General features: G+C 59.3%; 14 protein-coding genes and 1 riboswitch. Of the genes, 7 read left to right on the top strand and 7 right to left on the bottom strand.

Features of this window, described 5'->3' with window-relative positions:
- Positions 1-54 precede the first annotated feature (54 nt).
- Both ppc and argE read right to left on the bottom strand, forming a co-directional pair.
- Positions 55-2,691 carry a phosphoenolpyruvate carboxylase gene (gene ppc, locus ACK3SD_RS17085; protein WP_481126267.1) on the bottom strand — a complete coding sequence of 879 codons (2,637 nt, stop codon included), beginning with the start codon at positions 2,689-2,691 and terminating at the stop codon, positions 55-57.
- Positions 2,692-2,912: 221 nt separating this feature from the next.
- Complete coding sequence (argE, locus tag ACK3SD_RS17080) at positions 2,913-4,064, bottom strand: acetylornithine deacetylase (protein ID WP_137764712.1); 1,152 nt, start codon at positions 4,062-4,064, stop codon at positions 2,913-2,915.
- Positions 4,065-4,284: 220 nt separating this feature from the next.
- On the opposite strand from argE, the gene argC reads away from it, so the two are divergent.
- The 4 genes from argC to argH all read left to right on the top strand — a co-directional run bounded on the left by argC (position 4,285) and on the right by argH (position 8,864).
- Positions 4,285-5,289: an N-acetyl-gamma-glutamyl-phosphate reductase gene (gene argC / locus ACK3SD_RS17075; protein ID WP_481126266.1), complete on the top strand. Its 1,005-nt coding sequence runs from the start codon at positions 4,285-4,287 to the stop codon at positions 5,287-5,289.
- Positions 5,290-5,361: 72 nt separating this feature from the next.
- Complete coding sequence (gene argB, locus ACK3SD_RS17070) at positions 5,362-6,135, top strand: acetylglutamate kinase (RefSeq protein WP_481126265.1); 774 nt, start codon at positions 5,362-5,364, stop codon at positions 6,133-6,135.
- A gap of 46 nt (positions 6,136-6,181) precedes the next feature.
- Positions 6,182-7,396, top strand: a complete 1,215-nt coding sequence (locus tag ACK3SD_RS17065; protein ID WP_481126264.1) for an argininosuccinate synthase — start codon at positions 6,182-6,184, stop codon at positions 7,394-7,396.
- 94 nt (positions 7,397-7,490) lie between these two features.
- On the top strand, positions 7,491-8,864 hold the full coding sequence (gene argH, locus ACK3SD_RS17060) for an argininosuccinate lyase (RefSeq protein ID WP_481126263.1): 1,374 nt from the start codon (positions 7,491-7,493) through the stop codon (positions 8,862-8,864).
- A 63-nt stretch (positions 8,865-8,927) separates the two neighbouring features.
- On the opposite strand, the gene ACK3SD_RS17055 is transcribed toward argH, so the two are convergent.
- The 3 genes from ACK3SD_RS17055 to ACK3SD_RS17045 all read right to left on the bottom strand — a co-directional run bounded on the left by ACK3SD_RS17055 (position 8,928) and on the right by ACK3SD_RS17045 (position 13,750).
- A complete protein-coding gene (locus tag ACK3SD_RS17055) occupies positions 8,928-11,105 on the bottom strand; it encodes a ricin-type beta-trefoil lectin domain protein (RefSeq protein WP_481126262.1) in 2,178 nt (725 codons plus the stop codon).
- Between the two features lie 327 nt (positions 11,106-11,432).
- A complete protein-coding gene (locus tag ACK3SD_RS17050; RefSeq protein WP_481126261.1) occupies positions 11,433-12,881 on the bottom strand; it encodes a dihydrolipoyl dehydrogenase in 1,449 nt (482 codons plus the stop codon).
- Positions 12,882-13,018: 137 nt separating this feature from the next.
- The gene (locus tag ACK3SD_RS17045; RefSeq protein WP_137764705.1) at positions 13,019-13,750 is read right to left on the bottom strand and encodes a glutathione peroxidase; all 732 of its coding nucleotides are present in this window, start codon (positions 13,748-13,750) and stop codon (positions 13,019-13,021) included.
- 151 nt (positions 13,751-13,901) lie between these two features.
- Here ACK3SD_RS17045 and oxyR point away from each other — a divergent pair, with 151 nt between their 5' ends.
- Complete coding sequence (gene oxyR, locus ACK3SD_RS17040; RefSeq protein ID WP_137764704.1) at positions 13,902-14,819, top strand: DNA-binding transcriptional regulator OxyR; 918 nt, start codon at positions 13,902-13,904, stop codon at positions 14,817-14,819.
- Here oxyR and sthA read toward each other — a convergent pair.
- Positions 14,802-16,205, bottom strand: a complete 1,404-nt coding sequence (gene sthA / locus ACK3SD_RS17035) for a Si-specific NAD(P)(+) transhydrogenase (protein ID WP_481126260.1) — start codon at positions 16,203-16,205, stop codon at positions 14,802-14,804. The two genes, oxyR and sthA, sit on opposite strands and share 18 nt — an antisense overlap.
- Positions 16,206-16,416: 211 nt before the next feature.
- Between sthA and fabR the strand changes: the two genes are divergently transcribed.
- On the top strand, positions 16,417-17,049 hold the full coding sequence (gene fabR / locus ACK3SD_RS17030) for an HTH-type transcriptional repressor FabR (RefSeq protein WP_168195874.1): 633 nt from the start codon (positions 16,417-16,419) through the stop codon (positions 17,047-17,049).
- A 54-nt stretch (positions 17,050-17,103) separates the two neighbouring features.
- On the top strand, positions 17,104-17,472 hold the full coding sequence (locus tag ACK3SD_RS17025; protein WP_481126259.1) for a YijD family membrane protein: 369 nt from the start codon (positions 17,104-17,106) through the stop codon (positions 17,470-17,472).
- Between the two features lie 54 nt (positions 17,473-17,526).
- Here ACK3SD_RS17025 and trmA read toward each other — a convergent pair whose 3' ends face one another.
- Entirely contained in the window at positions 17,527-18,633 is a 1,107-nt protein-coding gene (trmA, locus tag ACK3SD_RS17020) for a tRNA (uridine(54)-C5)-methyltransferase TrmA (protein WP_481126258.1), read from the bottom strand.
- A 130-nt stretch (positions 18,634-18,763) separates the two neighbouring features.
- Positions 18,764-18,963: riboswitch (cobalamin riboswitch) on the top strand.
- The last annotated feature ends 15 nt before the right edge of the window (positions 18,964-18,978 follow it).

Here is an 18,978-nt window from a genome sequence, read left to right as displayed (position 1 = left end):
TTTGGCGCATAAAAAAGGACGCCCGCAGGCGTCCTGTGCCGTTCACTCGCCGGTTTAACCGGTGTTGCGCATCCCGGCGGCGACGCCCGCGATGGTGACCATCAGTGCCAGTTCCACTTGCGGATCGGACTCCTCCTGCTGGCGCAGGCGGTGCAGCAACTCCGCCTGCAACACGTTCAGCGGGTCGGTGTAGACGTTGCGCAGCGCGATGGATTCGGCAATCCACGGCAGGTCAGCCATCAGGTGATCGTCATTGGCGATGGTCAGCACCACGTTGATGTCGCTGGCCAGCTGGTCACGCAACTGCTTGCCGAGCGGCCAGAGTGACTTGTCCACCAGCCGCTGGTCGTAGTACTCCGCCAGCCACAGGTCAGCCTTGGCGAACACCATCTCCAGCATCCCGATGCGCGTGGAGAAGAAGGGCCAGTCGCGGCACATGGTCTCCAGCTCATCCTGGTTGCCCTCTTCCACCGCTTTTTGCAGCGCCGCGCCCGCGCCCAGCCAGGCCGGTAGCATCAGGCGGTTCTGCGTCCAGGCGAAGATCCACGGGATGGCGCGCAGGCTCTCCACGCCGCCATTCGGACGACGCTTGGCCGGGCGCGAGCCGAGCGGCAGTTTGCCCAGCTCCAGCTCCGGCGTGGCGGCACGGAAGTAGGGCACGAAGTCGGGGTTTTCCCGCACGTAGCCGCGGTACATGGTGCAGGAGACGTCAGAGAGCAGATCCATGACACGCCGCCACTCTGGTTTTGGCTCCGGCGGCGGCAGCAGGTTGGCCTCCAGAATCGCCCCGGTATAGAGCGCCAGGCTACTGATGGTTACTTCTGGCAGGCCGAATTTGAAGCGGATCATCTCGCCCTGTTCGGTCACGCGCAGGCCGCCCTTCAGGCTGCCTGGCGGCTGGGAGAGCAGGGCGGCATGGGCCGGTGCGCCGCCACGGCCAATCGAGCCGCCGCGTCCGTGGAACAGGGTGAGCGCCACACCCGCTTTTTCGCAGGTGTTGAGCAACGCCTCTTGCGCGCGGTACTGCGCCCAGGAGGCAGCCATCACGCCAGCGTCCTTGGCCGAGTCGGAGTAGCCAATCATCACCATCTGCTTGCCCTGAATGTAGCCGCGATACCAGTCGATGTTCAGCAACTGGGTCATTACCGTGTCGGCGTTGTTCAGGTCATCCAGCGTCTCAAACAGCGGCGCGACCGGGATTTGGAACGGGCAGCCCGCCTCTTTGAGCAGCAGTTGCACCGCCAGCACGTCCGACGGGGTGCGCGCCATTGAGATGACATAGGCGGCGATGGAGCCTTGCGGTGCCTCGGCGATCACCTTGCAGGTCTCCAGCACTTCCAGCGTCTCGGCGCTTGGCTCCCACTGGCGCGGCACCAGCGGGCGCTTGGAGTTCAGTTCGCGAATCAGGAAGGCCTGCTTGTCCGCCTCTGACCAGCTTTCGTAGTCGCCCAGCCCCAGATAGCGGGTGATCTCAGCGATCGCCTCGGTGTGGCGGGTGCTCTCCTGACGTACGTCGATGCGCACCAGCGGCACGCCGAAACAGCGGATGCGGCGCAGGGTGTCCAGCAACTGGCCGTTGGCGATGATGCCCATGCCGCAGGCGTGCAGCGACTGGTAGCAGGCGTAGAGCGGCTCCCACAGCTGTTCGTTCTGCACCAGCAGGTCATGCGGACGCACCGCGTGCTCGCCCTTGAGGCGCGCCTCGAGGTAGGTCTGAGTTTTGGTGAGCTGGCTACGCACGCCCTTGACGATCTCGCGGTACGGCTCCAGCACCTCATCGCCGCCAGCGCGGGCGCGCAGTTCTGGCGTGCATTCGGACATCGACAGCTCCGACACCAGCACCGCGATGTCACGCAGGAACAGGTCAGCGGCTTTCCAGCGGCTCAGCAGCAGGGCGCGGCGGGTGATCTCGGCGGTCACGTTCGGGTTGCCGTCGCGGTCGCCACCCATCCAGGAGGTGAAGCGCACCGGGTTGGCCTCCACCGGCAGTTGGTAGCCGATGGCGCTCTCCAGTTGCTCATTCAGTTCGCGCAGGAAGGCCGGCACGCCCTCCCACAGGCTGTTCTCCACCACCGCAAAGCCCCACTTGGCCTCATCAATCGGCGACGGGCGGTGTTTGCGGATCTCATCGGTGTGCCAGGACTGGGCGATCAGCTGGCGCAGGCGACGCATGATTTTGTTGCGCTCGTAGTCGGCCAGATCGTTGTGGTCGAGCTGGCTCAGGCAGGTGTTCACCTCAACCATCTTGTGGATCAGGGTGCGGCGGGTGATCTCGGTCGGGTGCGCGGTCAGCACCAGTTCAATGGAGAGGTTGTCCACCGCATCGCGCAGCTGATCCTGCGTGACGCTGTTCTCTTTCAGGCGCGTGAGCAAACGGGCCAGCGCCTCCGGGTTGCTGGCGGCCTCGCCATTCGGCGAGATGCTGTGGTACTGCTCCGCCGTGTTGGTCAGGTTAAGGAACTGGCTGAAGGCGCGGGCGACCGGTAACAACTCCTCATTGGAGAGGTTTTGCAGGGTGGAGAGCAGTTTCTGGCGATGCTCCTCATTGCCCGCGCGGGATGACTTGGAGAGCTTACGGATGGTTTCGACGCGATCCAGAATGTGTTCGCCCAGTGTTTCCTTAATGGTTTCACCGAGCAGTTTGCCGAGCATACTGACATTACTTCGCATTGCAGAATATTGTTCGTTCATAGACCCTGACCTGTTTCTCTCGTTTCTTGTTTTGTAAGTAACTTTCACCCGTAAGGCCTCGCCCGTGCATCACGCCATCGGCCGCGCAGCCTACCCCTATATGTACCTTAAAAGCGGCGTTTCCCTTACTCCTAAAACGCCGTTTGGCGGCAAATCTGTTGAAATTTAATTACAGCGCGCCGGTTATCAGCCTGACTAATCTGCGCGCCATGCCGTGGCGGTCAGCCGTGGCAGAAGTGGTGGATCACCTGGGTCAGCAGCGTGCGCGTCGGCTGGATGAAGCCCATGTCCAGGTACTCATCCGGCTGGTGTGCCTGCTCAATGGAGCCGGGGCCGAGCACCAGCGTCGGGCAGATCTGCTGGATGAAGGGTGCCTCGGTGCAGTAGTTGACGATCTCGGTGCGCGTGCCGAGCAGTTTCTCCACCACCTTGACCAGCGGGTGCTCCGCCGGGCACTCGTAGCCCGGCACTGGCGGGTGCAATTCGGTGACGGTCAGCCGCCCCGGCCAGCGCTGGCTGACTGGCTCGAGCGCCAGGTTCAGCATCTCATTCAGGTCTGACAGCGTCAGCCCCGGCAGCGGGCGCATGTCCATGTGCAGTTCGCAGCAGGCGCAGATGCGGTTGGAGGCGTCGCCGCCGTGGATATGGCCGAAGTTCATCGTCGGGTAGGGAATGACGAAGCCGTCGTGGTGGTAGCGCTCTTTCAGCGCGTTGCGCAGCCCCATCAGTTGGGTGATGGACTCATGCATCAGTTCGATGGCGTTGACGCCGCGCGACGGGTCGCTGGAGTGGCCCGACTGGCCGGTGATGCGGATGGCGCTTGACATGTGCCCCTTGTGGGCGCGCACCGGCTTCAGCGAGGTGGGTTCGCCGATAATGGCGCACTCCGGCCGCAGCGTGGTGGAGCGGGCAAAATAGCTCGCGCCAGCCATGGTGGTCTCTTCATCCGCCGTCGCCAGGATATAGAGCGGCTTATTCAGTTTGCTCAGGTCGATGTCGCGCAGCGCATCAAGGATAAAGGCGAAGAAACCCTTCATATCGGCGGTGCCGAGGCCATAGAGGCGGTTTTCATGCTCAGTCAGGGTGAAGGGGTCGCGCGTCCAGCGGCCATCGTCAAAGGGCACGGTGTCAGTGTGGCCGGCCAGCAGCAGGCCGCCACTGCCACTGCCGATGCTGGCTATCATGTTGAATTTATTGTGCGTATCCGGCACCGGCTGGATGTCTACCTCAAAGCCCAAATCGCGAAACCAACCAGCAAGCAGAGTGATTAACCCCTCATTGCTCTGGTCGAGGGCGCTGTCGGTGGCGCTGATGGATGGCGTGGCGATCAGCGCCCGGTATAGCTCAATAAAAGGAGGTAATTTCATCTTCACTGTTGACAGCCCTTTGTTAGGATAGTATCAATATTCATGCATTTATTTTGAATAAAAATACAGTAAGCCTGAGCGGAAAGAAACCGGTAACGGCCCGGTTAAAAAACCGCCGGCTCAACACCACGGGTGAACGGCAACAGAGTGCTGGCAACCCGCTACCCTGTATTAACGTCTGACGTGCTGCGTCAGCCATCCATCACTAAGAAGGTGAACGGTCCTCATGTTGAATACGCTGATTGTTGGAGCCAGTGGTTATGCCGGAGCGGAACTCGCGACCTACTTGAATCGTCATCCGCATATGAACATAACCGGTTTGATGGTTTCAGCGCAAAGTGCAGATGCAGGAAAATTGCTCTCTGAGTTGCACCCGCAGCTGAAGGGCATCATCGATCTGCCGGTGCAGCCGCTGGAGGATGTCGCCGCCGCCGCACAGGGCGTGGACGTGGTGTTCCTCGCCACCGCCCATGCGGTCAGCCACGATCTGGCCCCGCAGTTTTTGGCCGCGGGCTGTGTGGTCTTCGACCTCTCCGGTGCCTATCGCGTACAAGACCCGGCCTTCTACAGTGAATTCTATGGCTTTGAGCACCAGCATCTCGACTGGCTGGAAAAGGCGGTTTATGGCCTGGCGGAGTGGAACACCGAGGCATTGAAAGATGCCCAGCTGATCGCGGTGCCGGGCTGCTACCCGACGGCGGCGCAGCTGTCGCTGAAGCCGCTGATCGACAACGACCTGCTCGACCTGGCGCAGTGGCCGGTGATCAACGCCACCAGCGGCGTCAGCGGCGCGGGACGCAAGGCCAGCCTTGCCAGCAGCGTCTGTGAGACCAGCCTCCAGCCCTACGGCATCTTTACCCATCGTCACCAGCCCGAGATCGCCAGCCACCTTGGCCGGCAGGTGATCTTCACGCCGCATTTGGGCAACTTCCCGCGCGGCATTCTGGAGACCATCACCTGCCGCCTGAAACCGGGTGTCACGGCGCAGGATGTGGCGGAAGCGTTCCACACGGCCTACCACCACAAGCCGCTGGTGCGCCTCTATGAGAAAGGGGTGCCGGCGCTGAAGGATGTGGTCGGCCTGCCGTTCTGCGATATCGGCTTTGCCGTGCAGGGCGAGCACCTGATTGTCGTTGCCACGGAGGACAACCTGTTGAAAGGGGCCTCTGCCCAGGCAGTGCAGTGCCTGAACCTGCGCTTCGGCTTCCCGGAGACCCAGTCGCTGCTGTAATTCCCAGTGGTGCCGCATGGCGGCGCCCGGACACATTGGATAAAAAGATTTCAACAGGTTAAGGGGCGAACGATGAATCCATTAATTATCAAACTCGGTGGCGTGCTGCTGGACAGCGAAGAGGCGCTGGAGCGCCTGTTTGGCGCGCTGGTGGCCTACCGGCAAGCGCACCAGCGCCCGCTGGTGATCGTCCACGGCGGCGGCTGTCTGGTGGATGAGCTGATGAAGAAGCTCTCCCTGCCGGTGGTGAAGAAGCAGGGGCTGCGCGTCACGCCAGCTGACCAGATCGACATCATCACCGGTGCGCTGGCTGGTACCGCCAACAAAACCCTGCTGGCCTGGGCGCTGAAAAACAACATCAATGCCGTGGGCCTGAGCCTCGCCGACGGCAACGCGGTCAGTGTGACCCCGCTGGATGAGGCGCTGGGCCACGTCGGCAAGGCCGCGCCCGGCAACCCTGACCTGCTCAACACCCTGCTGGCGGCCGGCTACCTGCCGATTGTCAGCTCCATCGGTATCACCGCAAGCGGCGAGCTGATGAACGTCAATGCCGATCAGGCGGCGACCGCGCTGGCGGAAACGCTGGGCGCAGATCTGATTCTGCTCTCCGACGTCAGCGGCATTTTGGATGGCAAAGGACAGCGCATCGCTGAGATGACCGCAGAAAAAGCGGAGCAGCTGATCGCTCAGGGCATCATCACCGACGGCATGGTGGTGAAAGTGAATGCCGCGCTGGACGCGGCGCGCACCCTGGGCCGCCCGGTAGATATCGCCAGCTGGCGCAACACCGAAAAGCTGCCGGCCCTGTTTAACGGCGTGGCCATCGGCACCCGCATCCTGGCTTAATCCGGGCTTATAACGAATATATCGACTCTGTTTCAAGGAAATCATCATGCAAACCAAAGGCATCAAAAAAATCGTTCTGGCCTACTCCGGCGGTCTGGACACCTCTGCAATCATTCCGTGGCTGAAAGAGAACTACGATTGCGAAGTGGTGGCGTTCGTCGCTGATATCGGCCAGGAGCGCGGCGATCTGGAAGGGATTGAGAAAAAAGCCCTGCGTACCGGTGCCTCTGAGTGCCATGTGGTGGATCTGCGTGAAGAGTTCATCAAGGATTACGTCTACCCGGTGCTGCAAACCGGCGCCCTGTACGAAGGGAGCTACCTGCTGGGTACTTCCATGGCGCGTCCGCTGATCGCCAAGGCGCAGGTGGAACTGGCACTGAAAGTGGGCGCGGACGCCCTGTGCCACGGCGCAACTGGCAAGGGCAACGATCAGGTGCGTTTCGAAACCACCTACACCGCACTGGCCCCGCAGCTGCAAGTAGTGGCACCGTGGCGTGAGTGGGATCTGCGCTCCCGTGAGGCGCTGCTGGCCTACCTGAAAGAGCGTGATATCCCGACCACCGCGTCGCTGGAGAAGATCTACAGCCGTGACGAGAACGCCTGGCACATCTCCACCGAAGGTGGCGTGCTGGAAAGCCCGTGGAACGCGGCCAACAAAGATTGCTGGGCCTGGACAGTTGACCCGGAAGAGGCACCGGATCAGCCGGAGCTGGTGACCGTCAAGGTTGAGAAGGGCTGCGTGGTGGCAGTAAACGGCCAAGCGTTAAGCCCGTTCAAGTGTCTGGAAGCGCTGAACGAGCTGGGCGTGAAGCACGGCGTCGGCCGTATCGACATCGTCGAGAACCGTCTGGTGGGCATCAAGTCCCGCGGCTGCTACGAAACCCCAGGGGGCACCATCATGATGGCAGCCCTGCGTGGCGTTGAGCAGCTGGTGCTGGACCGCGACAGCTTCAAATGGCGTGAGCAGCTGGGCCATGAGATGTCCTATGTAGTGTATGACGGCCGCTGGTTCGCCCCGCTGCGTCAGTCCATTCAGGCGGCGGCAGAAGCGCTGGCAGAAGAGGTGAATGGCGAAGTGGTAGTGAAACTCTACAAGGGCACCGCCACCGCCATCCAGAAGCAGTCTGCCAACAGCCTCTACTCTGAAGAGTTCGCCACCTTTGGTGAAGATGAGGTGTACGACCACAGCCACGCCGGCGGCTTCATCCGTCTCTTCTCGCTCTCTTCCCGCATCCGTGCGCTGAACGCGAAGAAGCAGTAATCGTCAGGGGCCGGCAGCGGCCCTTGTCAGCCAATTTTCAACAGGGCGCCACGGCGCCCTGTCAGTCACAGCATGAAACAGAAGGACGGACACTATGGCACTTTGGGGCGGGCGTTTTACCCAAGCAGCAGACCAACGGTTCAAACAACTCAATGACTCCCTGCGCTTTGATTACCGGCTGGCCGAGCAGGATATTGTCGGCTCGGTCGCGTGGTCGAAGGCGCTGGTGACGGTCAACGTGCTGACGCAGGATGAGCAGCAGCGACTGGAGGAGGCATTGACGTTCCTGCTGGAGGAGGTGCGCGCCAACCCAGAAGCCATCGTGCAGAGCGATGCCGAGGATATCCACAGTTGGGTAGAGCAGAAGCTGATCAACAAGGTGGGCGATCTCGGCAAAAAGCTGCACACCGGCCGGAGCCGTAACGATCAGGTCGCTACCGACCTGAAGCTGTGGTGCAAGGCGCAGATCGCCGAACTGCTGCTGTCGTTGCAGAACTTGCAACAGGCGCTGGTGGCGACGGCAGAAGCCAATCAGGACGCGGTAATGCCGGGCTATACCCACCTGCAACGCGCCCAGCCGGTGACGTTCGCCCACTGGTGCATGGCCTACGTGGAGATGCTGGCGCGTGACGAGAGCCGCCTGCATGACACCCTGAAGCGCCTCGACGTTAGCCCGCTGGGCTGTGGCGCGCTGGCCGGTACTGCCTACCCGATTGACCGTGAGCAACTGGCTGGCTGGCTCGGTTTCGCCTCGGCGACCCGCAACAGCCTGGACAGCGTCTCTGACCGCGATCACGTGATGGAGCTGCTCTCCAACGCGGCCATCAGCATGGTGCACCTGTCGCGCTTCGCGGAAGACCTGATCTTCTTCAACACTGGCGAGGCGGGCTTTGTTGAGCTGTCAGACCGCGTGACCTCTGGCTCGTCATTGATGCCGCAGAAGAAAAACCCCGACGCGCTGGAGCTGATCCGTGGCAAGTGCGGGCGGGTGCAGGGTGCGCTGGCTGGCATCATGATGACCATGAAAGGACTGCCGCTGGCCTATAACAAGGACATGCAGGAGGACAAGGAGGGGCTGTTCGATGCGCTCGAAACCTGGTTCGACTGCCTGAACATGGCGGCGCTGGTGCTGGATGGCATCAAAGTCAAACGCGCCCGCACGCAGGAAGCAGCGGAGCAGGGTTACGCCAACGCCACCGAGCTGGCGGATTATCTGGTCGCAAAAGGGATTCCGTTCCGCGAGGCGCACCACATCGTGGGTGAGGCAGTGGTGGAAGCGATCGCCCAAGGCGTAGCGCTGGAGGCATTGCCGCTCTCAACGTTGCAGACGTTCAGCAGTGTGATTGGTGAGGATGTCTACCCGATCCTGTCATTGCAATCCTGCCTGGACAAGCGTGACGCCAAAGGTGGGGTGTCGCCGCATCAGGTGGCGAATGCTATTACTGAGGCGAAGCAGCGGCTGGCATAGGCAGCCATACAATAAAAAAGCCATCCCTGACAGGATGGCTTTTTACTTATTAGCGCTAGCCCGTTATTTGGCGGGATGATAAATATCAAATTCCTGTGCAGGATCGTTTTCTTTACAGGTGCTGATCTTCACAAATCCATCATTGCCGACAGTCATGCAACGTTGTTCACCTTTCATCAATGATCTGAACTTATTATTTTCCCAAGCCCAGCTCTGATTCGGGTTTTTATCAGATGCGTCATGGCAGCTATATGAAATAACCGCTACACCCTCTTTGTTATAACCGTACTGCGCGTCCAGACATTTGTCGGTATCGTCAATCACCAACTGCTGATTAATGCCGCTAAATGTAAAGATCTGATTAGGTCTACCCGTACATTCGTAAGTCATCAAACGATCAGCATCGCGCATTTTCCCGTACTGAATATCCAGGCATAGGTTATTTTTACGCGATTTATAGATGCCAGTGACGGCCTCTTCAGCGGTAGAGGTAAACGGTGCAAAGATTTTGCTGTAGGCGTACATCGGTGCCTGTTCCGGCGTCATGCCGCTGTGCTCCGGGCTGACCTGTTTAGGCACGCCCGGCTGGTCACGCGCCATCGACCAAATACCAATCATGCCCATGTTACGCTCTTGCGCCTGTTCCATGACCATTTCGGCGTCAGAGAGGTAGAACACCTCGCCCTGTACGTCGTTATAGCCAATCATCGGCGTGGTGCCCATCATGGCGTTGATCTGTGCGTCAGATTTTTCCGGCCAAATCGTTTTCAGCTGTTTGAACAGGTTGTCGATGGCGGAGGTGGCGCACTGGCCGTGGATGTTCTGGCCTTCGGTATCAGCAGACTGGCAGATGGAGTTGCCGTAGTCCATGGTCATGACGTTCACGCCAGAGAGTTCCACGCCCTTGGCGCGTGCATCTTCCAGCACATACAACCCTTCAGCGGTCAGGCCGGTCGGCAGGATCGGCAGGGTGTACCACAGTGCCACCGTGCGTTTTTCTGCTTTCCACTGATCTTGAACCGCTTTCACCGCTTCGTTGCGGCGCTGGATCGAGTCATGGTCAGCAACCCAGGTGCCTTCGATGTCGAAGTCGAGCACGTTCAGGTTCAGGTTATCAACGATGTCGTAGTAGAGCTTCTGCAGGTCATCCGGGTTCTTACAGGCAGCCGCCAGCGGGGCGTTGTTTGCGCCGCCAATGGAGACCATGACGTCGCCGCCTGCTTCACGCAGTGCCTTGATTTTGCTGTACTGCGCATAGTCGCGCATGTTGTAGGCAGTATCCCAAGTCGGCTGACAGGTCTCTGCGTTTTTCGCGACCACGAACGCCAGGGTGAAGTGGTTGATGTTCTGCTCGCGCGCCAGCGTCGCCAGATCTGGGATGGTGTTCAGAGTGAAGTCAACGTAAGGGGCGTAGACGTGGGCCGGCCACGGGGAGTTCGCTTTGCCTACGCGCTCTTTGGTGCCGCTCCAGTCGTTATAGATTGCCCACTGGTTCTCATCAGTCGGTGAGACGGCCTGTACGGTACTCTGGGAGACATACGGCTGGCCTTGGAATTGAACCAGCTGGCCGGCATTGTAACGCGTGCTGGCGTTAAATTGCGGCGCGTTTTTCAGCTCTTGCTCGCTGTAGGTCTTGGTTGGGCCAAGCGGTTTCCACGGACGGCCGTTGTTGCCGTTCGGGTTCTGGTTGCCAGCCACGGACGGGTTGTCACCGATGGTGTAGAACAGCGCTTCATAGCTTTGGCCATCCATGGTCACCACATCACCTTTGTTATAGGTTTTGCTGGCGCTCCAGGTTTCGGTTGCTTTGTAGAGCTGCCACGGGCTGCCAGCACCTGGCGTGAAGGAGTAAGCCCCCATCGTGCCTTTTGCCTGCCAGGTCGCATCCTGCCAAATTACGATATCCCCTTCAGCATAGCTTTTTTCAACGCTGAAGTTCTCATAGGTAGGGGTTTCACCGCCGCTGATATCACAGGAGGTCGGGTTACCATACTGCGCAATCTCTGCGGCAGTGGCGTCACGCAGGTAACGCCACGGGTTGTTTGCTTCGTCATTGCTGGCATCTTTCGGACAATTAGAGGCGCTGACCCACCAGGCATTGGTGTAGACATCGCCGTCAAAAATTACCTCATAAGTGGTGCCGCCCTCTTGGCCATTCCAGGACTCTAAGGCAAAAGCGTTGACCGCACAGGCACCCATTCCGAGCGCAATGAGCGATTTGGAAATAACATTCAGTTTCATAATAATTCCATTTTATATATATTGAAGTGAAGGCTTGTTGAAGCGGAATTGATAATAACAAACTAAAAATTTATTTTTATTTAAAAATGATTTTAAAGGGTGTGATGCGTTTTATTATATATTGATAATTAACGAATTATTAAATCCAAAACATTCATATATTTTTATATTTTATGACGGGCAGTTTTTTGGTTATTGTGTGCGGCGTTAAATATTGATGGCTAATGTGAAAACAATATGGCGGGTGTTAATGATGACGCATAATTAAGACGAAAAATAGAAATATAAAAACCGGGCGCATTGGCCCGGTTTTTATATGATAAAAAATTATTCGCCAGGACAGCGCTGGCAGCGCTCAATTTCATCATTGCCAAGACGCAATTTGGCATTCAGGTCACGCAGTGCGGTACGCAACCCCTCTTCAATGACCGGATGGTAGAACGGCATATCCAGCATCTGGCTGATGGTCATCTGCTGCTGGTGCGCCCAAGCCAGCAGGTGTGCCAGATGCTCGGCGTCCGGCCCCATCATCTCGGCACCCAGGAAGCGGCCGCTGCCCTGTTCACCATAGACGCGCAGCACGCCTTGGTTGCGTAGCATGACGCGGGAACGGCCCTGATTCTCAAATGAAACTTCGCCGATGGCAAAGCAGTTGCAGTCGCCCAGCGCGCTGTTCAGCTCACGGTAGGAGGCGCCGACCATCGCGATCTGCGGGTCGGAGAAGACCACCGACAGGGTGCTGCGGCGCAGGCCGGGGGTCACTTCCGGGAATGCGCCCGCGTTATGGCCGGCAATACGCGCTTGATCGCTTGCCTCATGCAGCAACGGCAGCTGGTTGCTGGCGTCGCCGGCAATGAAGATGTGCGGCACGCTGGTCTGCATGGTCAGGCGGTCAGCCACCGGCACGCCGCGCGCATCCAGTGCCAGCGAGGTGTTCTCCAGACCAATCCGGTCGGTGTTCGGGCGGCGGCCAGTGGCGGCCAGCACGTAATCCACCATGATCTCCTGCGGCTGGCCCTGCTTGTCGAGATAGCGGATGAAGACGCGGTCGCCCTCACGCTGCATCATCTCTACCTTCACGTCCGCATCAAGCGGGAACTCGCTGCCCAGCGTCTGGGCGGCATATTCACGCACCCGCGGGTCCGTCAGCGGGCCGACCGCGCCACCCACGCCGAAGACATTGACCTGCACGCCGAGGCGGTGCAGCGCCTGCCCCAGCTCCAGACCAATCACGCCAGGGCCGAACACCGCCACGGCGGCCGGCAGGTCGTCCCAGTTGAAGACGTCATCATTGATGATCAGGCGATCGCCTAGCGCGTCCCATGCCGCCGGCCAGGTGGGGCGGGAGCCGGTGGCGATCACGATACGCTGCGCGACGATGCGGGTGTGGTCGTCTACCATCAGCGTGTTGTCATCGATGAAGCGGGCATAGCCAGCGATTTTGTCACGCGCCGGGATGCTCTCCACTCCCTCCAGCACGAAACCGACAAAGCGGTCGCGCTCACGTTTGACGCGATCCATCACTTCGCGGCCATTGATCAGGGTTTCACCCTGCGGATGCACGCCGAAGCCCGGCGCACGTTCAATCTGGTGGACGGCTTCCGCCGCCGCAATCAGCAGTTTGGAGGGCATACAGCCTACCCGCGCGCAGGTAGTACCAAACGGGCCGCCCTCAATCATCACCACGCTGGGGGTGGAGAGTTTCGCGGCGCGGTAAGCACCCAGGCCAGCAGTCCCGCCGCCAATGACGGCAACGTCTACGTTCAGTTGTTTCATGTGATGCCTCTTTTGCTGTTGCTGTATAAAACGCGATGGTCGAACCGGAAAGAAAAAAGGCGGGCCGTAGCCCGCCAAACTTCACGTTGGCTTTTCTTATTGTTAATACGCAGGGATGGCTTATCTCTTACGCGATCTTAGGCAGTCAGGAACACTTCCAGGTCATCGCTGCCGCCGATGTGGCGACCGCCGATGAAGACCTGCGGAACCGTGGCACGGCCGGAGACAGCACGCAGGCTGACGGTGGTCGCGTCTTTGCCCAGCACGATCTCTTCATACTGGATGCCGCGGTCTTGCAGCATCTGCTTGGCTTTGGCGCAGAACGGGCAGCCCGGCTTGGTGAAGACCGAGACCGACTCCTGGATTTTGAACTCAGGGGCCAGGTACTTCAGCATGGTGTCCGCGTCAGAGACTTCAAACGGGTCGCCCGGTTTGTTCGGCTCAACGAACATCTTCTCAACCACGCCGTTGCGTACCAGCATGGAGTAACGCCAGGAGCGGGGGCCAAAGCCCAGGTCAGCTTTCTCGACCAGCATCTCCATGCCCTTGGTGAACTCGCCGTTACCGTCTGGGATGAAGGTGATGTTTTCTGCGCGCTGCTCAGATTTCCAGGCGTTCATCACAAAGGTGTCGTTCACGGAGACACACAGGATGCTGTCCACGCCGTGCTGGCGGAACACGCTGGCCAGCTCGTTGTAACGCGGCAGGTGGCTGGAGGAGCAGGTTGGGGTGAAGGCGCCCGGCAGCGAGAATACGATGACGGTTTTGTTTTTGAACAGATCGTCAGTAGACACATCTACCCACTGGTCGCCTTGACGGGTATGGAATACTACCTGTGGTACTTGCTTACCTTCTTGGCTTGCGAACATCGATAACCTCTTAAAAAGAATTGATAATTTTTTATTGCTGCGGGTGTCTTCGCTTGTTGGTGTACATTATTCATGCTGGGACTTGATAGTTCTAATCGTTGATTGCTATCTTATTCATTGCCATGAGCTATCATGGGGTCGGAGGAATTTAATGAACATTCGCGATTTAGAGTATTTGGTTGCCCTGGCGGAATTCCGTCACTTTCGGCGTGCGGCAGATGCCTGCCACGTCAGCCAGCCCACCCTGAGCGGCCAGATCCGCAAGCTAGAGGATGAGCTGGGCGTGATGCTGCTGGAGCGTACCAGCCGTAAGGTGCTGTTTACCCAGGCCGGGCTATTGCTGGTGGAGCAGGCACGCACGGTACTGCGAGAGGTGAAAGTGTTGAAGGAGATGGCGAGCCAGCAGGGCGAAACCATGTCCGGGCCGCTGCATATCGGGCTTATCCCGACGCTTGGCCCCTATCTATTGCCGCACATCATCCCGATGCTGCATCAGACCTTCCCGAAGCTGGAGATGTACCTGCATGAGGCACAGACCCACCAGTTGCTGGCGCAGCTCGACAGCGGCAAGCTGGATTGTGCCATTCTGGCGCTGGTGAAGGAGTCGGAGGCCTTTATCGAGGTGCCGCTGTTTGATGAGCCAATGAAGCTGGCGGTCTATAGCGATCACCCGTGGGCCGGGCGCGATCGCGTGGCGATGGCGGAGCTGTCCGGTGAAAAGTTGCTGATGCTGGAGGATGGGCACTGCCTGCGCGATCAGGCGATGGGCTTCTGCTTCCAGGCCGGCGCGGACGAGGACACCCACTTCCGCGCCACCAGCCTTGAGACGCTGCGCAACATGGTGGCCGCCGGTAGCGGCATCACCCTGCTGCCGTCACTGGCGGTGCCGAATGAGCGCCAGCGTGATGGCGTGAGTTACATGCAGTGCATCAAGCCGGAGCCGAAGCGTACCGTGGCCTTGGTCTACCGCCCCGGCTCCCCCCTGCGCGGCCGCTATGAGCAGCTGGCAGAGTCCATCAAAGATCACATGCAGACGCTGTTCACCGCTGGCTTAAAACAGGCGGTTTAAGCCGTTTAACGCCGCCACGCGGTAGGCTTCCGCCATCGTGGGGTAGTTGAAGGTGGTATTGACGAAATACTCGATGGTATTGCCTTCCCCCTTCTGTTCCATGATGGCCTGGCCGATGTGGATGATCTCCGCCGCGCGCTCGCCAAAGCAGTGAATCCCCAAGATCTGCTTGGTCTCGCGGTGGAACAGCAGCTTCAGGCTGCCCACGCTCATCCCGGCAATCTGCGCACGAGCCAGATGCTTGAACTGCGCGCGACCCACCTCGTACGGCACTTTCATTGCCGTCAGCTCCTGCTCGGTTTTGCCAACCGCACTGATCTCCGGGATGGTGTAGATGCCGCTCGGGATGTTTTCAATCAAATGCACCTTCGATTCGCCCTGAATCATCGCCTGCGCGGCGATGCGCCCCTGATCGTAGGCGGCGGACGCCAGACTCGGATAGCCAATCACGTCGCCCACCGCATAGATATGCGACAACGCGGTCTGGTACATGCTGTTCACTTTCAGCAGGCCACGGCTGTCAGCCTGGAGGCCAATGTTCTCCAGCCCCAGCCCATCGGTGTTGCCGGTGCGGCCGTTGGCGTAGAGCAGGCAGTCAGCCTTCACCTTCTTGCCAGATTTCAGATGGACAATCACGCCATCCTCCACCCCTTCGATCTTCTCGTACTCTTCGTTATGGCGAATCACCACGCCATTGTTCCAGAAGTGGTAGGAGAGGGCGTCTGACATCTCCTGATCGAGGAAGGCCAGCAGACGGTCACGGGTGTTGATCAGGTCAACCTTGACGTTCAGCCCGCGGAAGATCGAGGCATATTCGCAGCCGATCACCCCGGCACCATAGATCAGCACGTGGCGTGGCGCGTGGTCCAGTTGCAGGATCGAGTCGCTGTCATAGACGCGCGGGTGGTTGAAATCGACGTTCGCCGGGCGATAGGGGCGGGAGCCGCAGGCGATCACAATCTGCCCGGCGGTTAACTCGTCATGGGTGCCGTCCGGGTAGCGCACGCGCACGGTGTTGGTGTCGAGGAAGCTGGCATCACCGGAGAAAAGCTGGCACTGGTTGCGCTCATAGAAACTCTGGCGCATACGCGTCTGCTGGTTAATTACGGAGTCGGCATGGCGCAGGATGTCGGGGAAAGTGGAGCTGAGAGACCGGGAGGTGGTGTCACTGTAGAGCGGGTTTTGATTGAATTCGATAATGCGGCTGACCGCGTGGCGGAGGGCTTTGGAGGGGATGGTGCCCCAGTGGGTACAGCCGCCGCCGACGTTGTTGAAGCGTTCTATCACCGCAACCCGTGCGCCCTGTTTCACCAAACCCATTGCGGCTCCCTCGCCGCCAGGGCCGGAACCGATGACGATGGCATCAAAATGGAAGTGCTGTTGCATGTCGAAGACACCTATTCTTATACAAAAATACAACGAGATTGTAACATCATAGGCGCGAATCCCCAATTTACCGTAGTCATTTCGTGGGGCGGTGGCATTTTTTCACCGTCATTGACTGTTGCATGTTTGTAGAAGCATGCTACCGAAAAAGTTTGATATAGTGCGGTGATGGCCGGCAAATCGTTTGTCTGGACACTTTTTGGGAAGGGTTATGGGCGTAAGAGCACAACAGAAGGAACGCACCCGGCGCTCGTTGATTGAGGCGGCGTTCAGCCAGCTCAGCGCGGAGCGGAGCTTTGCCAGCCTGAGCCTGCGGGAGGTCTCCCGCGAGGCCGGGATCGCGCCCACCTCCTTCTATCGCCACTTCCGTGATGTGGATGAACTGGGGCTGACAATGGTGGACGAAAGCGGCCTGATGTTGCGCCAGCTGATGCGTCAGGCGCGCCAGCGCATCGCCAAGGGCGGTAGCGTGATCCGCACGTCGGTCTCGACCTTTATGGAGTTCATTGGCAATAACCCCAACGCCTTCCGGCTGCTGCTGCGGGAGCGCTCTGGCACTTCCGCCGCGTTCCGTGCCGCCGTCGCCCGTGAGATCCAGCACTTCATCGCGGAACTGGCCGACTACCTGGAGCAGGAGAGCCACATGCCGCGCAGTTTTACCGAGGCGCAGGCTGATGCGATGGTCACCATTGTCTTTAGCGCTGGTGCCGAGGCGCTGGATGTCGGCCCCGAGCAGCGTCGGCAGCTGGAGGAGCGGCTGGTACTGCAACTCCGCATGATTTCCAAGGGCGCATACTACTGGTATCGCCGTGAGCAGGAGCGGATGGCGCTGTCGCAGAACTGACGCCCACCCACTTCCTACGTTTTCCTTTAAACCCACGACAGATAGGTAAAAAAGATGACAGAACACCCGCGCCGCGAAAATGGCACCCTGATTCTCGCCCTGATCGCTGGCTTATCCATCAGCGGCTCCTTTACCGCGCTCTTCAGCTCGGTGGTGCCGTTCTCCATTTTCCCATTGATTGCCTTGGTGCTGGCCGTCTACTGCCTGCACCAGCGTTACCTGAACCGGGCGATGCCGAAGGGGATGCCGTCACTGGCCGCCGCCTGCTTTATGCTCGGCCTGCTGCTCTATAGCACCATTGTCCGCGCCGAATACCCGCAGATTGGCTCCAACTTCCTGCCGGCAATCCTCTCCGTGGCACTGGTCTTCTGGATTGGCGTGAAGGTCAAGGCGCGCAAGACGGCGACCAACCCGGAAGTGTAAGTCATCCGGCGATAAAAAAAGGCCCTCAAATGAGGGCCTTTTTTATGGTGAAGATCAGGCGTCACGCCGCTCCAGCAGCACACCGCACTCCATATGGTGGGTGTAGGGGAACTGGTCAAACAGCGCCAGTTTGGTCACGTTGTGGGTCTGGTGCAGGGTATGCAGGTTGTCGCACAGCGTCTTCGGGTTGCAGGAGATATAGAGGATGCGCGGATAGCCCTGTACCAGCTTGACGGTTTCATCATCCAGGCCACTGCGCGGCGGATCGACAAAGATGGTTTCGCACTGGTAGCTGCTCAGGTCGATGCCCTTCAGGCGATTGAACTCGCGCACGCCATTCATCGCCTGAGTGAAATCCTCGGCGGCCATGCGGATGATCTGCACGTTGTCGATCTGGTTGGCCGCAATGTTGTACTGCGCCGCCGCCACCGAAGGCTTGGCAATCTCGGTCGCCAGCACTCGGCGGAAGTTCCGCGCCAGCGCCAGCGAGAAGTTGCCATTGCCGCAGTACAGCTCCAGCAGATCGCCTTGCGAACCGCGCGTGACATCCAGCGCCCACTCCAGCATCTGCACGTTCATCGCGGCGTTCGGCTGGGTAAAGCTGTTCTCTACCTGGCGGTAGATCATCTCTTTGCCCGCCACCGGCAGGCACTCGTCCACATAGTCCTGATCCAGCATGATTTTGGTTTTCGAGGCGCGGCCAATCAGTTGCAGGTCAAAGCCCTGCGCCCGCAGGCGGTCACGCATCGCCGTCGCGGCCTGCTGCCACGCCTCATCGAGCTTACGGTGGTAGAGCAGGGAGGCGATAATCTTGCCGCTCTGGGTAGAGAGGTAATCAATTTGGAACAGCTTGCGGCGCAACAGTGGCTGCGGCTTCAGCTCGTCGATCAGCGCGATCATCAGGCGGTTGATCAGCTCGCTGGCAGCCGGGAACTGATCCACGCGGATACGCTGCTTGGTCTGCTGATCAAAGATGATATGGAAAAGATCGTCCTCGTCGTGCCAGACGCGGAACTCTGCCCGCATACGGTAGTGCTGTTTCGGCGAGCGGAACACCTCCGGCTCCGGCGCGGCAAAGGGCGACATCAGCGTCTTGAGACGGGCGGTCTTTTCCGCCAGTTGGTCGTCATACTGTTCAATTGGCAGAATGTCAGGGGTCATGGCATCTCTCGTCTGGATCGGGGGAAAAAGCGTGTTTTGCGGGGATTGTAGGGAAAGTGCGGGTTAAGTCCAGTTTTGTTGCGTTTATTCCGGGCACCGAGGGTGGAAGTCTAGACTTCCATATGGGTTGATCGTAGCATTGCGATCCGGCCTCAATCAATGGGTTAAAAGGGAATCCGGTGTAAATCCGGAACTGACGCGCAGCGGTAAGGGGAAGTCACGGCGTAGCAAGTAGACACTGCCTGTTAGGTGGGAAGTCATCGCCCGGCGTATGGAGCAGGCTCCATACGGATCCCAAGTCCGAAGACCTGCCGGAGTATCCGTCGCACTACTCATCCCCGTCGC

Source organism: Chimaeribacter sp. YP20170169 (assembly GCF_056739715.1).
The sequence above is the reverse complement of the archived record's forward strand: the minus strand, read 5'-3'. Positions and strand labels throughout refer to the sequence as shown.